Origin of the sequence: Paraburkholderia sartisoli (genome assembly GCF_900107685.1) — a bacterium.
In the GTDB taxonomy this organism is placed as follows: Bacteria; Pseudomonadota; Gammaproteobacteria; order Burkholderiales; family Burkholderiaceae; genus Paraburkholderia; species Paraburkholderia sartisoli.
Genome location: NZ_FNRQ01000002.1, coordinates 338,802 through 352,071, shown reverse-complemented (window position 1 = coordinate 352,071; position 13,270 = coordinate 338,802). Strand labels below are relative to the sequence as shown.

16 protein-coding genes are annotated in these 13,270 nt (G+C 64.8%); 14 read left to right on the top strand and 2 right to left on the bottom strand.

Annotated features, from left to right (window positions below; all coding sequences use genetic code 11):
* Positions 1 to 312: 312 nt before the first annotated feature.
* Positions 313 to 552: a helix-turn-helix domain-containing protein gene (locus BLV45_RS08825; protein WP_090531868.1), complete on the bottom strand. Its 240-nt coding sequence runs from the start codon at positions 550 to 552 to the stop codon at positions 313 to 315.
* Positions 553 to 779: 227 nt separating this feature from the next.
* Between BLV45_RS08825 and urtB the strand changes: the two genes are divergently transcribed.
* From urtB to BLV45_RS08785, 8 genes are all read left to right on the top strand, one after another.
* On the top strand, positions 780 to 1,655 hold the full coding sequence (gene urtB, locus BLV45_RS08820; protein ID WP_090531866.1) for an urea ABC transporter permease subunit UrtB: 876 nt from the start codon (positions 780 to 782) through the stop codon (positions 1,653 to 1,655).
* A 4-nt stretch (positions 1,656 to 1,659) separates the two neighbouring features.
* Complete coding sequence (locus BLV45_RS08815) at positions 1,660 to 2,733, top strand: branched-chain amino acid ABC transporter permease (RefSeq protein ID WP_090531864.1); 1,074 nt, start codon at positions 1,660 to 1,662, stop codon at positions 2,731 to 2,733.
* Positions 2,733 to 3,467, top strand: a complete 735-nt coding sequence (locus BLV45_RS08810) for an ABC transporter ATP-binding protein (protein WP_090531862.1) — start codon at positions 2,733 to 2,735, stop codon at positions 3,465 to 3,467. Before BLV45_RS08815 ends, BLV45_RS08810 begins: the two co-directional genes overlap by 1 nt.
* Positions 3,454 to 4,218, top strand: coding sequence for an ABC transporter ATP-binding protein (locus tag BLV45_RS08805; protein WP_090531861.1), 765 nt, complete (start codon positions 3,454 to 3,456; stop codon positions 4,216 to 4,218). Before BLV45_RS08810 ends, BLV45_RS08805 begins: the two co-directional genes overlap by 14 nt.
* The gene (locus BLV45_RS08800) at positions 4,205 to 5,383 is read left to right on the top strand and encodes an ABC transporter substrate-binding protein (RefSeq protein WP_090531860.1); all 1,179 of its coding nucleotides are present in this window, start codon (positions 4,205 to 4,207) and stop codon (positions 5,381 to 5,383) included. Before BLV45_RS08805 ends, BLV45_RS08800 begins: the two co-directional genes overlap by 14 nt.
* A 56-nt stretch (positions 5,384 to 5,439) precedes the next feature.
* On the top strand, positions 5,440 to 6,858 hold the full coding sequence (locus tag BLV45_RS08795; RefSeq protein ID WP_090531859.1) for an amidase family protein: 1,419 nt from the start codon (positions 5,440 to 5,442) through the stop codon (positions 6,856 to 6,858).
* A complete protein-coding gene (locus BLV45_RS08790; protein WP_090531858.1) occupies positions 6,855 to 7,400 on the top strand; it encodes an amino acid synthesis family protein in 546 nt (181 codons plus the stop codon). The genes BLV45_RS08795 and BLV45_RS08790 overlap by 4 nt, the downstream gene beginning before the upstream one ends.
* 75 nt (positions 7,401 to 7,475) lie before the next feature.
* Positions 7,476 to 8,510, top strand: a complete 1,035-nt coding sequence (locus BLV45_RS08785; RefSeq protein ID WP_090531856.1) for a porin — start codon at positions 7,476 to 7,478, stop codon at positions 8,508 to 8,510.
* A gap of 402 nt (positions 8,511 to 8,912) precedes the next feature.
* Here the strand turns inward: BLV45_RS08785 and BLV45_RS08775 are convergent, their stop codons facing one another.
* Positions 8,913 to 9,134: a hypothetical protein gene (locus tag BLV45_RS08775; protein WP_322788605.1), complete on the bottom strand. Its 222-nt coding sequence runs from the start codon at positions 9,132 to 9,134 to the stop codon at positions 8,913 to 8,915.
* Between the two features lie 215 nt (positions 9,135 to 9,349).
* Between BLV45_RS08775 and BLV45_RS08770 the strand changes: the two genes are divergently transcribed.
* The 6 genes from BLV45_RS08770 (at position 9,350) to BLV45_RS08745 (ending at position 13,269) form a co-directional block, all read left to right on the top strand.
* The gene (locus BLV45_RS08770; protein ID WP_090531852.1) at positions 9,350 to 9,592 is read left to right on the top strand and encodes a helix-turn-helix transcriptional regulator; all 243 of its coding nucleotides are present in this window, start codon (positions 9,350 to 9,352) and stop codon (positions 9,590 to 9,592) included.
* A complete protein-coding gene (locus BLV45_RS08765; protein ID WP_090531850.1) occupies positions 9,589 to 9,882 on the top strand; it encodes a hypothetical protein in 294 nt (97 codons plus the stop codon). Before BLV45_RS08770 ends, BLV45_RS08765 begins: the two co-directional genes overlap by 4 nt.
* 512 nt (positions 9,883 to 10,394) lie before the next feature.
* The gene (locus tag BLV45_RS28155; protein ID WP_143130401.1) at positions 10,395 to 11,840 is read left to right on the top strand and encodes a ParA family protein; all 1,446 of its coding nucleotides are present in this window, start codon (positions 10,395 to 10,397) and stop codon (positions 11,838 to 11,840) included.
* Positions 11,840 to 12,535, top strand: a complete 696-nt coding sequence (locus BLV45_RS08755) for a lytic transglycosylase domain-containing protein (protein ID WP_090531849.1) — start codon at positions 11,840 to 11,842, stop codon at positions 12,533 to 12,535. The genes BLV45_RS28155 and BLV45_RS08755 overlap by 1 nt, the downstream gene beginning before the upstream one ends.
* Positions 12,536 to 12,583: 48 nt before the next feature.
* Positions 12,584 to 12,925: a TrbC/VirB2 family protein gene (locus BLV45_RS08750; protein ID WP_245753167.1), complete on the top strand. Its 342-nt coding sequence runs from the start codon at positions 12,584 to 12,586 to the stop codon at positions 12,923 to 12,925.
* Between the two features lie 23 nt (positions 12,926 to 12,948).
* Complete coding sequence (locus BLV45_RS08745; RefSeq protein ID WP_090531847.1) at positions 12,949 to 13,269, top strand: type IV secretion system protein VirB3; 321 nt, start codon at positions 12,949 to 12,951, stop codon at positions 13,267 to 13,269.
* The last annotated feature ends 1 nt before the right edge of the window (position 13,270 follow it).

The following is a 13,270-nucleotide window of genomic DNA, read 5'->3' as shown; positions in this document are numbered from 1 at the left end:
TGCGTGGTCTGAAATTGTGTCAAGGGAGATTATGCGAGGGAAATGTAGGGGTAAACGAGATACAGAATGACGTTGACATGCAAATTTTGCGAACGTAATTTTATGATTATAAATTGAGGGTGCGAGACGGATGCCCATGAAATGGCAGGTTGTATTTTTGTCGTGACCGGATTTTGTCGGCGGCGAGCAGCATCTGTCGCGGGCGATCACGGGATACGCCGGGGTGGCAGCAGTGGTCTTCGGAAGGCGTAGATGCGCAATACCGGGAGTACCGGTTCGTGCATTGACGGGCAGCAGCCCTTGAGCAATGAACTAGCGAAGGCCGGCGCGATCCTCGGCAGCCTTGATCAGTTGTGACAGGGTGGTGCCAAGCGCGTTGGAGATGTCGAACAACGCGTCGACACCAGCAACCGTTTCGGCTCGCTCGATAAGTGAAACGGTATTTGGGTGAACGTTGGCACGCAGAGCGAGACCCGCTTGAGTCAGTTTCTTCAGTTTGCGGCGTGCGCGGATCTCTTTCCCGAGTGCCTCGAGCAGTGCTTCCTTAGTCATGCGAACTCGATTTAGCTGGGCGGATCGAGTATCGGGGAGCGTACGCTCAGAAATTCACAATATATTGTGTATTTGTTTTGTTCGACCTAAAATTCACAATATATTGTGTAATTTAAATTGTCGGTTAGACGGAGCGAGTCACGCATGCCGCGTGTACCGCAAGTGGCAGGAGTGGTGCCAGTTGGCGCTCCGCAGCTTCCGGGCGTTACCTGATTTGTGAGGAAGTAATGATAGTAATCCTTAATATTGCGAGCTACGTCTCTATCCTCGCGATGATCGCGCTTGGCCTGGCCATCGTATTCGGCATGATGGACATCGTGAACCTGGCGCACGCCGAATGGGTCACGATCGGCGCGTATACGCTTGCAGCCGCACAGGCGGTCGCAGGGAGGCAGGCGTTCTGGATCGCGTTGCTGGCGGCGCCGGCAGTCGGGGCGTTGCTCGGATGGTGCCTGGAACGCTTCGTCATCCGGCTGCTCTATGACCGGCCGCTGGACACGCTGCTTGCGACCTACGCGGTCAGCCTTATTCTGCAAAAGGCGCTGGAACTCGTTTTCGGTACACAGCCGATGCTTGTGTATGCGCCTTTCGGTGGCGCGATTCGCGTGCCAGGCGGCAGCTATCCGGCGTACCGGATTTTTGTGATCGGTGTGGCGCTGACAGTGACGGCGGGGTGCTGGCTGCTTTTTGCCCGTACGCGCTTCGGCACGAAGTTGCGCGCGGTAATCCAGCACCCGGCGATGGCCGAGGCCGTCGGCATCGATACCCGGCGTCTGAACCGGATTGCGTTCTGCGGGGGCGCGGGGCTCGCCTCGCTCGCTGGCGTACTCGTCGCGCCAATGGTCTCGGTGGAATCGCACCTCGGTGTCGCCTATCTCGCCAAGGCGTTCTTCGTGATCGTGCTCGGGGGCATCGGCTCGATTACGGGAAGCATTCTCGGCAGCGTGTTCATCGGCACCGCCGAGACGCTGCTGAGCTATCGGGTCGATCCGTCGCTCGCGTCGGCTGTCGTGCTGATCCTCTCCATCGTCGTGATCCGGTTCAGACCGCAGGGCCTGATTCCCGGCTTCAGTACTGCCCATCAGCTTCTTGGTAAAGGATAAACACATGTCTCGACGATACGCGGGCCCGGTGCGACTGTGGCTGGCGCAGCCGCCCTTCCGGTCAAAAGACATTGCGCCTGTCGCAATGTGGGGGACGGCATTGGTGCTCTTCGCAACCCTGCCGTTGTGGAGCGGTCCCTACCTGCTCTCGACCATCCGTGACGCGCTGATCATGGGCCTCCTCGGGTTGAGCTATGACTTTCTGTGGGGGCGCGCGGGCGTACTGACGCTGGGACACACCACCTTCTTTGGTCTGGGTGCCTACGGGTTCGCCGTGGCGACCGTGCAGTTCGGACAGACGCCACTGACGGGGCTGGTTGTGGGGATGCTCTGCGCCGCTGCGGTGGCCGCGGTGGTGGGTTACTTCCTGCTCTTCGCAGGCGTCCGGTTGCACTTTTTCGCCATCATCAGCATGGCCGTGCTGATCGTCGTCCAGCAACTGGCCACGAGCTGGCAGTCGGTGACGGGCGGTGACACGGGCCTTCTCGCCATCCCGGGCTTGTCGGCGACTGTCGCCGGTCACGGATTCGACCTGAGCGGCCCCCGGGCGTCCTGGTACGCCGTGGCCGGTGTTCTCCTCGCTGCGACCGGCCTGATGTGGCTCGTGTGCCGCAGCCGGTACGGCAGGGTGCTGACCGCAATTGCGACCAACGAGTGGCGGGCAAGGGCATGCGGCTATCACACCTCGTTTCACCTGCTGCTGGTCTTTGTCGTGTCGGCCATGATTGCTGCCATTGCCGGTTGCCTGATGGCCGCATGCTCGGGCGTGGTCGCCCCTGACGTATTCTCGCCGCTGCTCGCGACTGAGGTCATTCTCTGGGTCGCCATCGGCGGCAGAGGGACGACCGGCGGCCCTGTCATCGCCGCCGTTGTGCTGACGCTCCTGAAGCAGACGGTCTCCAGCTACAGCACCGACGGCTGGCCACTGATTCTCGGCACCCTGTTCCTCGGCTGCGTGCTCTTCATGCCGGATGGCCTTCGTGTTCGCGGCGCCCTGGCGGTCGCACACCGTATCTGTCGTCCGCACCGGGGCAGGTCACCGTTCCACCGCGCTGGACGCGCTCAGGGGGAACGGTGATGGCCGGGTACCTCATGCAGGGCACAGGATTGTCGCGGGCGTTCGGAGGAATCAACGCCGTGGCGGGCGTCGACATCGCAATCGGACCGCGTGACCTGCTGTGCGTGATCGGCCCCAATGGCGCGGGCAAGAGCACGCTGGCCGGCCTGCTCTCGGGCGCAATCATACCGGGCGCAGGTGAGCTGTATCTCGACGGCGAGCGGGTGACAGCGCGGCCGATGCACGAGTTCTGCAGGCGCGGCGTGGTGCGCAAGTTCCAGGGGACCAACACTTTTCTCACGATGAGCGTGCGCGACAACCTGGTCGTAGCGGGGCTCGGCGTCGCGGCCTGCCGCGTGTCGCCCGTGCCCGATCCTGATGCGGTGCTGGAAGAGGTCGGGCTGTCGGGGCAGGCTGGCGAACTCGCCGGGCATTTGCCGCACGGCGAGCGCCAGTGGCTGGAAATCGGTATGGCGATGATGTGCCAGCCCGCGCTGCTGCTGCTCGACGAGCCCGCAGCCGGACTGTCGGCGAACGATGCGCAGCGGCTGGTGCGGCTCATCCTCAGGCTGCGCGAGCGCTGTGCGGTTCTCGCCATCGAGCACGATCTCGGCTTTGTGCAGTCCCTCGAATGTGAAACCTGGGTCATGCACCGGGGGCAGGTGGTTCGACAGGGATCGTACGCCGAGATCGCAGGCGACGAGGAGATCCGCCGTATCTATCTGGGGCGGGGGGCGAAGCATGCTGCACATTGAGAACCTGTCCGCCGGATATGCTGACGTCGACGTGATCCGCCAGCTCGCGCTCGACGTGCTGCCCAATGAGGTGGTGGGCGTGCTCGGGTGCAATGGCGCCGGCAAGACCACGCTGGTGAAGGCCATCATGGGGTTGCTGCCACGCGTGAGTGGTGACGTGCGCTTTCTCGGCGAGCCGGTGACGGGCCTGCGCACGCACGAGATTGCACGGCGGGGCATCGGCCTTGTGCCTCAGGGGCGCTGGATCTTTCCGAAGCTCACTGTGCGCGAGAACCTGATGATGGGCGCGCAGGCCGCGGGCGGCGCGGACATTCCCGACGAGGTGTTCGACTACTTTCCGGTGCTCAGGTCACGCCTCACGCAGCAGGGCGGCACGCTCTCGGGCGGCGAGCAGCAGGTTCTCGCGATCGCGCGCGCTTTGTGCGGCCGGCCACGGCTGCTCCTGCTCGATGAACCCTCTGACGGGGTACAGCCCAATCTGGTGGAGCGGATCGGTGAGGTCATCCCCGAGCTGTGCCGCCGCTCGCGGCTCGCGGTGCTCCTCGTCGAGCAGAACCTCGATCTGGTCCTGCAAAGCGCGCAGCGCTGCATCGTGCTCAAGAACGGCCGGATTGTCCACGCGGGCGCGGTCGAAGTGCAAAACGGCACGTCTGGCGCCCATCCGCTCGCGCGCCATCTCTCTCCGGCGACAGACAGTGCGCCGGCCCCCATGTTGAAAAACTTCAGTGAGAACCCGCATGAACCGTCGTGACTTCTCCCGAACACTGCTGCTTGGCGCGGCCAGCACGCTTGCCGCATCCGTGGTCTCGCCGCTCGCACGCGCCGCCGCGCCGCTGAAGATCGGCCTGCTCGCGCCACTGAGCGGCCCCCTGACACGGGTGGGCCAGACGAACCGGAACTGCGCGGCGCTGGCCATCGACGAGATCAATGCCGCGGGGGGAGTGCTCGGGCGAGCGGTGCAGCTGAGCGTTGAGGATACACAGATGTCGACGGCGGTCACGCTCCAGAAGGCACGGCAGCTGTTCATGCGCGACGAGGTCGCGATGATCACGGGCATGGTCCTGCCATCCGAACGTGAAGCCGCCCTGCAGGCTGCAAGGGCGGCCGGGAAGCTGGTCGTCTATCCGAACTTCGACGAGGGGCGGTGCGATTCGCAGCTTCTCACGACAGGGCTGGCCGCGAGCCAGCGAATCGAGCCGCTGGTCGCGTGGCTCATGCGTGACGGAGGACGTACCGTCTGTGCGGTCGTCTCCGACATCGGCAGCAACCGCAAGGTGCTGGTGCCGCAACTGCAGACGGCTGTGGCCCGCCACGGCGGACGGTTTCTCGAGGTCTACTGGTTACCGTTCGGCACGCGCGACTACGGCGCGGTGCTGCAGCGTGTCGCCAGCCTGAACCCGCAGGTCGTGTGGCACAGCATCGGAGACGACCCGGTCACCTTCGTCAAGCAGTACCGGTCATTCGCGATGAAGCCGCAACTCGTGTCGGATATCGCGCACGAGTCGCTGTCGATTGCGACCACCGGTGCCTCGACGGGCACGATCGGGGTGTCGTCGTACTTCATGAGCATCGATAACGCTGAAAACCGCGATTTCCTCGCCCGTTATACGGCGCACTACGCGGATGCGCGCGATCCGCGCCTGGGCCGCTATGCGGTGGTCCTGCCGCACGGGGAGAACACGTATGCGGGCATCCGCCTTTTCGCGCAGGCGGTTCGCGCGGCGGGCAGTGTCGACGCCGTTCGCGTCAAGGCTGCATTGCCGGGCGTTTCAGTCGCGCTCCCACGTGGCAGGACAGGCGTGAGCCCGGATGGCGGTCACGTGCTTTGTCAGACGCGGATTGGTCAGGCGCTTGCCGACAACAGCTTCTCGATTCTCGAGTCGACGGGTCCGGTCGCGCCGGTCTGCGAAGGGTAGGCGAAGTACCCCTGTCTTCTGGAATTTCATCCTGATTATTTAATAAGGAATGCAAAATGGATGGCGTGGCCATGCTGGATGCCAGTCAACTCATTGCACATTTCCGGCAGCACACGCTGTCTCCGGTCGAGGTGATGTGCGCGGTACTTGACTGGGTCACGAAACTCGACCCGGTCGTCAACGGGCTCTGTGGACTCGACGAGGAGGGGGCGTTACTGGCCGCGCACGAGTCGGAGCGCCGCTGGAGGCGGGGGACGCCATGCGGTCTGCTCGATGGCGTGCCGGTTTCGGTCAAGGATCTCGTCGCGGTTGCGGGCCTGCCGACGCGGCACGGTTCATGGACGTCGTCGCCGCAACGCGAGAACGCGGATGCGCCGGCTGTCGCGCGGCTACGCGAGTCAGGCGCGATCCTGTTTGGCAAGACGACGACCTCCGAGTTCGGTAACAAGATCGTCACCGACTGTCCACTGACGGGCGCCACCCGCAATCCGTGGGACACACGGCTCTCGGCGGGTGGCAGCAGTGGCGGGTCCGCGGTGGCGGTCGCGCTGGGGATGGGACCGTTATCGCTTGCGACGGACGGTGGAGGATCGATCCGCATTCCCGCGTGCTGGAGCGGTGTGGTCGGCTTCAAACCCTCTTTCGGGCTGGTGCCAGCCGGTGCAGCAGCATCCTGGACGGCGCTCTCCACGCTCGGGCCGATCGCGCGCAACGTGCGCGATGCCGCGCTCATGCTCGGCGTGATGACGCATGACGATGTCGACCGGCATTCAGGCGCTGCCGGTCGCCCGGGTTACTGCGCGGGGCTCGACGATGGCGTCGCCGGTCTTCGCATTGCGTACTGCGCCGTGCCGGCCGGCGTGCATGTGGAACCCGCTATCGAAGCGTGTGTCAGGCAGGCGGCCAGCACCCTGGAGGCACTTGGCGCGCGCGTGGTCGAAAGCGATGTGCCGCCGCTCGCGGGCTATTACGGCGATGGCCGTATGCATTCGATCCAGTGGTCAGTGTTCTTCGCACAGCGCGTCCGTCATATGGCGGCGGCAGACCGGACACGGCTCGATCCCGAGCTGAAGGCGCTTGCCGATGCGGGCGAACAGGTGGATACCGCAACGTTCGCCGACGCATTGCTTGCACGTCACGCGCTGACCGCGGCGATGGCGACGTTCTTCCAGCGCTACGACCTGCTGCTCACGCCGACGTTCCACTGCGGTCCGCCGCCCGTACCGGGCCTGCCTGCCAGTCTGCGTGCGGCACCTGTCCTGACTGCGTGGTGTAACCAGACCGGGCTGCCTGCGGCGAGCGTGCCCTGTGGCCTGGCCGGAGGATTGCCAACCGGTGTGCAGATCATCGGGTGCCATGGCAGCGATGCGCTGGTCCTGCGCGCGGCGCAGGCGTACGAGTCAGCGAGGGGGGCGTTTCCGATACCGCGGGCAACGCTGGAGCGTACGGCAGACGGGATGGAGACGAAGCCATGAGCGCACAGGTAACGAGGGTAGTCGTTCACCTGGTCGAGCGATGCGCGGAACTCGGTGTGCCGGTTGTGCCGCCGCACCGCCAGGTTGTCGCTGCGGCCGTGCTGAAGATTGCAGTCGTGGGCGTGGACCGCGAACTGGACGCGCTTTACGCAACCGGAGCCGCGCTCGGAGCCCTGCTCACCGGACGCGCACTGCGGGTCCTGGGTTGTGCGCCAACCGACATCCAGGGCTACGGCAAGGGGGCGCTTGTGGGCACCGGCGTGCCGCTGGAATGCGGCGCGGCACTGCTTCATCCGCGCCTGGGCAAGGCGGTGCGTGAGTGCCTGCCCGGTGCGACCACGATCATGCCGTCGGTGACAAAACGCGGCGCGGCGGGCGCCTGTCTCGACATTCCCTTGCACGGGATCGCCGACATGTGGAGCTTCGACCATCTGGACACGGTTTCGCTGTCGGTCCCGGATTCGCCCGGTCCGGACGAGGTGCTGGTTGCCATCGCGCTCGCTGAACGCGGCAGGCCCCTGGCCCGGGTCACGCACGGCTGAGGCTCGGCCGGCGAACCGTGCTGGCAGGAAAGGCGAAACACAACAGGACACTCACAAACGATGAAGGAGACAAACATGCGCAGCGACTTACGGGGAAGATGGGGCAAGGGGGGAGTGGTGCTGGCCTTGTGCGTGACGGCCGGCGCAGTGCAGGCGCAGTCGTCAGTGTCCCTCTACGGGCTTGCCGATGCATTCGCGGGGATGGTGCGCACGCCCGGCGCGGCAGGTAACGCGTGGCAGGTCCGCTCAGGAGGACTGACGACATCATACTGGGGTATGTCGGGGAGCGAGGATCTCGGCGACGGCGTGAAGGCGTTATTCACACTCGAAAGCTTTTACCGGATCAACGGTGGCCAGACCGGTTCCTTCGATGGACAGTCGTTCTTCGGGCGCAGAGCGTTCGTGGGCTTAAGCGGGTATTTTGGTCAACTGACGCTCGGGCGCAATGATTCGCTGCTGTTCGTGTCCACGTTGCTGTTCAATCCGTTTGGCAATTCGTTCGTGTTCTCGCCCATCGTGGTCCACACTTTCCTGGGCTCCGCGATGGGCGCTGCGTCGGTCCAAAGCGACACGGCAATCGATGACTCGATCGTGTACCAGACGCCGGAGGTCGGCGGCCTCTCGGGAGCGCTGCTCTACAGTAACGCAGGTGTCGCGGGTCATGCGGGACAGGCCAACTACAGTGCAAACGCGCTGTATTTTGCCGGACCGTTCTCCGCGACGGCCGCAGTCCAGAGCCTGCATACGGCTTCGCTGTTTCTCAACGGCGCGACGGAGCAGACCGCATGGCTCGTTGGCGGCGCATACCGGATTCATGCCGTGAAGCTTTATTTCCAGTACGAGCGGGTGGATAACAACAGCGAGGTGACCGACGACACCGTGCAGGTGGGCGCGAGTGCCCAGGTCGGGACCGGCAGCGTGCTGCTGTCATGGGCCGGCACGCGCCGGCGTCCGGCAGAAGGCAGCGACATGCACTGGTCGACGGTGGCGCTCGGCTATGACTATCCGCTTTCGACGCGCACGGACGTGTACGCGGCATGGCGTTATGACACGATGTCCAGCGTGTCGTCAGGTAACAGCGTGGGCGCCGGCATCAGGATGAAGTTCTAGCACGCGCGGCCTTGAGCCTCTCGTGGTGTCGTCCTGGTCGCGGGAGTGGGACGAGACAATGGGCCGTTACGGAAACGGCATCTCGGCGAAGTTGCGCGCGCCATGAATCACGTGGTGCACGGCGATGCACTGCTCTGCCCCGGCGACACGGTAGAAAATCTGGCAATTGCCATACACCCGATGTCGCGCCCCCAGGTGTTCATGCCGGGGTATGAGCGGAAACGCGAATGGGAGTTTCGCAAGACCCGTGCAGCGCTCGCGGCGCTCGCGCACGAAGCTCAGTGCGCAGTGCGCAGTCCAGTGCGATGTAGTTGCCGATCGGCTCAAGGTCATGTTCAGTTTCCCCCGTCAGGACGACGCTCACTTCGAGCGCTTCGCGAGCGGCCGGTATTTCCCTTCCAGTCAGTCGAAAACTTCTCCGGCCGGCTTCGTCCGGCCGTTGTCTGTGTCTTCAACACTGCGGAAGATCGAGGCGTCGAGTGTGGCGAGCGGCGTTTTACGGTCCAGGGTGAGCCACACGCCTTCGCGAAGCACACCGCTTTTCGAGCCGTATTTTCGAGCCGTAACGCCCGGACCCGGCAAGCTGCGCAATACAGATTTCAGGCTGTTGACCAGGGTCGGCACTGATCATGGCGATTCTCCCTTCACTGGGTTCGATCCTGGACTTCTTGATCACTATTGTCGGGTTGCTGTTCTGCGGTGCGCCTGCCGCGAAACCCGACCCGCCGGCCCGTCGGGAGAGCCCGTCGATAAGACGGGTTTGGCTGACGGGCGCAACCGCTGCTTGAATGCCCCTGTGTGCCGGCCGTCTCGAGCCGGCGTCATTCTGGGGCCAGGCCATGTCCAGCAAACAAAACGAACCGGTCGTGATCCTGCGTCGCCGGCAGGTCGAGGCGAAGACGGGGCTGTCACGTTCGACGATCTACCGTCGCATGCAGGACGGCACGTTTCCACCGGCGATACCGCTAGGCGGCCGGATGGTTGGGTGGCGCACCGCAGACATCGAGCAGTTTCTCGCGAATCCCGCGCGCTACCGGGCGGGCTCGCCGGAACGCCAGGACAACACGGCACCGGGGTCATGAGCCGCGACCTTGCTGCGGCGCCATTCGCCCGTCGCCTCGAGAACTGGGGAAACGCGTCGCGCGGTGCGTATGACCCGGTCGATGCGGCGCGCGTGACGAACGCCTGGCTGACGCTGCATCCACGGCATCGGGAAATGCTGAGGATGGTCTATCTCTGGCAGGCGGGGCGCGAGGTCGTCTGCCGGCGACTGCGCATACCCCGGTGGCCGGCGCAACGCTTCGACCTGGAACTCGCGGCGGCGCGCTCGGCACTGGGCCAGGCGCTTGCCGCCGGTAAACCAGGAAATTGACACCAGCGGGCTGCCTCCCGCCGGAGATCAATGATGCGTGCGAGCCCCCTCGCGAACCGTGATTGCCCGGCCGGCCGGCGTTTCTGTGGTGGGTGTCGTCGCCCGGTACTAACATCGGCGTTGACGCGCCCGCGCGCAAAAATTCTTTTGGGAACACGACGGAACGGGCGGGAACACGTGGGTAAATGAAGAAGCGCAGGGGTGTCTCCGGCCGCTTGCATGGCATCTTCTGCTGACCTAGATTGAAGCCAACAACCTGATCCGGTCAACGTGCGAAGCACGACCGAGTACGCGTTAGCGGCCCCGAAGTACCGAAGTCACTGCGATGATGTCGACGTGGTGTGCCGCAAGACATTCCGAGGCCTGCATCCGCAGGCTTTTCTGTTTTCTGGCCCGGACGGAACGATCCCCCGTTGAGCCCGCGGTCAGCCGCTCTGGCGTCGCGGGTTCTTTTTTCCGTCGCCCGTGACTTTCTGGTGTTTCGACCGGCCTGTCGATGGGAGTGACGGACCATGAAGACACTTCTGATTGCAGCGGAAAAAGGCGGTACCGGCAGGAGCGCACTGCTGTGCCAGTTTGCGCATTATCTGCGCCGGGTACGTGGAGCCAGGATACGGGTGCTCGATCTGGCGGAGTCTGCCTGCAGCACGGCGTCGCTCACCCGCACCGACCGGGCGGTGCTACCTGGCGGCCGGCATGTGCCCGCAAAGCCGCACGCGCAGACAGGCAGGGCGCGCGCGCCTCGCATCCAGGTATTGCCGGGGGGCGCAGTCCACGGGCTGCCGTCGGAGGCGGGCGAGAGCAGCGCACGCTACTACGCGAACATGCGACACCTGCTGCGCGTGGTGGCGCCCTTCGTGGACGTCTGCCTGATCGACTGTCCCCCGTTGCCCGACCCGCGCGCGGTGTGTGCGGAGGCAAACGCGGATGCGATGTTGAGCCCGATCGTGCTGTCAAGCGAGGCACTCGACAGCGCAGACGATCTGATCAACGGTCCGCACGGCGTACGCAATGTTCGCGCGAGGCTCAACCCCGCGCTGCGCTTTTTCGGGCTGTTGCCGAACATGGTGGAAGATACGCCGCTCCAGCGGGTGCAGGCACGGGCGCTTCAGACACAGATGGGTGCGTGGCTGATACCGGATCCGCGAGACCCCGATGGTTTTCTTCAGATGCCCCGCCTGGATGCGATTGCCCAGGCACAGGCCGCCGGGGTGCCGGTGCTCGATATCGCCTGGAGGGACGCGGCAGCACGCCCCGCGTGGCGGATGATGCGCCACTGCCTCGATGCGATCGCGCTCCGACTGGACTGCGTCGCGGCGCGAGGGCCGGGCGCCGGAACAGGGGCGAACCTGCCGTCAATCCCGCTCCAGCGGAGACGGTCCATGTGTAACGCGTCGATCCGTTCATGGGCGCCACGCCTCATGCGCTGCCTGTCTCTGGGACTTGCCTGTTTCATCGGCACCTCGGTGATCACCCCCGGCCTCACCCATGCCGACGACTGGGGCTGCCAGGTGATCCTCTGCCTGTCCAATCCTGGCGACCCGGAACAGTACGCTCCATGCGTGCCACCAATCGAGAAACTCTGGCGCGCGTTGCGGCATGGCGATCCGTTCCCGACGTGCGACTTCGGTGCGGGCGGCTCGCAGGGTACCTCCGCGTCGAACACCTTCGCCCGTGCTGCGTATTGCCGCGAGGATCTGCTTGACCGGCGTGGGCCGGAGGAGCGCGAGCGGCCCTGTGGGGCGCGTGGCGCGATTAACACCGACATCAACGGCCAGGCTTATACGCGGGCCTGGCGGGACGCGGGTGGCGAGGACTGGACGATCACCGGATTCTACGGTGCCGGAAGTACCGGGGCATCTTACGACCCGACGCAGTCCGCGCCCCTGTTTCTGGAGCGCATGCAACGCGAAGAGGGCGGGGAGGACGGGGAGGACGATGCGGGAGGCGGAGGCTGATGATGGCGCTCGATTTCATGACGCTCGCGCAGCAGTGCGCGCCCGAGGTTTCATTGGCAACGATGGCGGCGATTGTGCGCACCGAGTCCTCGTTCAACCCCTACGCCGTCGGCGTGGTGCATGGCCGGCTGCTGCGCCAGCCAGCCAGCCTCGAGGAAGCGCAGGCCACCGTGCGGGCACTCGACGCGGGCGGATGGGATTACAGCGTGGGCCTTGCACAGGTGAACCGGACGAACTGGTCGCGGGCTGGCATGAGCGTGCGCAACGCGTTTGATCCCTGCCTCAACCTGGCTGCCGGTGCGGCAATCCTGCAGGACTGTTACGCGCAGGCGCGCAAGTCTCGCCCCGACGTTCAGGACGCACTGCGGGCGAGCCTGTCCTGTTACGCGAGTGGCGACTTCGCGACGGGATACGGGACGGGATATGTGCAGCGCGTGGTCCAGAACGTGGTTGATCGTGGGTCCGTGCATCCGGTCCCGGCCGTACCGGCGATTGACCCGGTGGTGAACCCGATCCCGGCGATCCCGGTTATCCCGCTGGGTCGCGGCAGTTTTCCGGATCGGGTGCCGCGCCAGCTTACAGCGCAACCGGCGTCTGCGGGCGGTCCGGGTACACAGGTGCCGCACACGCCCCGGGGCAGTCCACCGGGACACCCGCAGGACGAACCTGCGGACAGCAGCGCGGTGGTGTTCTGAATCGCAGGTGAAGGCAAGGATCTGGTTATCGGTGTTCAGGAGTCTGTCATGAATTTAGTCATCCTGATTGGAAATCAATCTGGAAAACGCATCTTCAGGATCCGGGACTTCGCCCGCTGGACGGGAAAGCTTCTTGCCGGTGCCGTCTTCGCGGCGGCGCTGGTCTCCCCGGCCTACGCACAGCTCTCCCAGGTCAACACGCTGTTGACCACGATCCAGACGACGCTGCTCGGCGTGGGTGGCGTGGTGTGCTCGATCTCGATCATCTGGGCCGGTTTCAAGATGATGTTCCAGCACGCCCGGTTCGGCGACATCGCAAGTGTTTTCATCGGCGGTCTCTTCGTCGGCTGCGCGACGGTGATCGCCTCGATGCTGATCCCGGCTTCCTGATCCCCGAGAGACGGAGCCGAACCATGAATCTGCTCAGGGATCCCGTATTCAAGGGCTGCACCCGCCCCGCGATGCTCTGGGGCGTGCCGCTGGTGTCTGCCCTGATGGTCGGAGGCGGCATGCTGGTCCCGGCCATCTGGGCGCTGCTGGCGAGTCCCGAGCTCGGCGTGGGCATTCTCCTGCTGATGATCCCGGTATTCGTCGCGATGCGGGTGATCACGCGCAACGACGACCAGCGGCTTGCGCAGCTGGCCCTGCGTCTGCGCATGAGTCTGCGGCAGCGCAACCGCCGGCTCTGGGGGGCGCACGCCTATGTGCCGGTGCGCCTGAAGAGGAGGGCGTGAG

Bases quoted from the DNA above. Each gene is read 5' to 3' on its own strand.
- BLV45_RS08825 (WP_090531868.1), bottom strand. From the start codon at position 552: ATGACTAAGGAAGCACTGCTCGAGGCACTCGGGAAAGAGATCCGCGCA.
- urtB (WP_090531866.1), top strand. From the start codon at position 780: ATGATAGTAATCCTTAATATTGCGAGCTACGTCTCTATCCTCGCGATG.
- BLV45_RS08815 (WP_090531864.1), top strand. From the start codon at position 1,660: ATGTCTCGACGATACGCGGGCCCGGTGCGACTGTGGCTGGCGCAGCCG.
- BLV45_RS08810 (WP_090531862.1), top strand. From the start codon at position 2,733: ATGGCCGGGTACCTCATGCAGGGCACAGGATTGTCGCGGGCGTTCGGA.
- BLV45_RS08805 (WP_090531861.1), top strand. From the start codon at position 3,454: ATGCTGCACATTGAGAACCTGTCCGCCGGATATGCTGACGTCGACGTG.
- BLV45_RS08800 (WP_090531860.1), top strand. From the start codon at position 4,205: ATGAACCGTCGTGACTTCTCCCGAACACTGCTGCTTGGCGCGGCCAGC.
- BLV45_RS08795 (WP_090531859.1), top strand. From the start codon at position 5,440: ATGGATGGCGTGGCCATGCTGGATGCCAGTCAACTCATTGCACATTTC.
- BLV45_RS08790 (WP_090531858.1), top strand. From the start codon at position 6,855: ATGAGCGCACAGGTAACGAGGGTAGTCGTTCACCTGGTCGAGCGATGC.
- BLV45_RS08785 (WP_090531856.1), top strand. From the start codon at position 7,476: ATGCGCAGCGACTTACGGGGAAGATGGGGCAAGGGGGGAGTGGTGCTG.
- BLV45_RS08770 (WP_090531852.1), top strand. From the start codon at position 9,350: ATGTCCAGCAAACAAAACGAACCGGTCGTGATCCTGCGTCGCCGGCAG.
- BLV45_RS08765 (WP_090531850.1), top strand. From the start codon at position 9,589: ATGAGCCGCGACCTTGCTGCGGCGCCATTCGCCCGTCGCCTCGAGAAC.
- BLV45_RS28155 (WP_143130401.1), top strand. From the start codon at position 10,395: ATGAAGACACTTCTGATTGCAGCGGAAAAAGGCGGTACCGGCAGGAGC.
- BLV45_RS08755 (WP_090531849.1), top strand. From the start codon at position 11,840: ATGATGGCGCTCGATTTCATGACGCTCGCGCAGCAGTGCGCGCCCGAG.
- BLV45_RS08750 (WP_245753167.1), top strand. From the start codon at position 12,584: ATGAATTTAGTCATCCTGATTGGAAATCAATCTGGAAAACGCATCTTC.
- BLV45_RS08745 (WP_090531847.1), top strand. From the start codon at position 12,949: ATGAATCTGCTCAGGGATCCCGTATTCAAGGGCTGCACCCGCCCCGCG.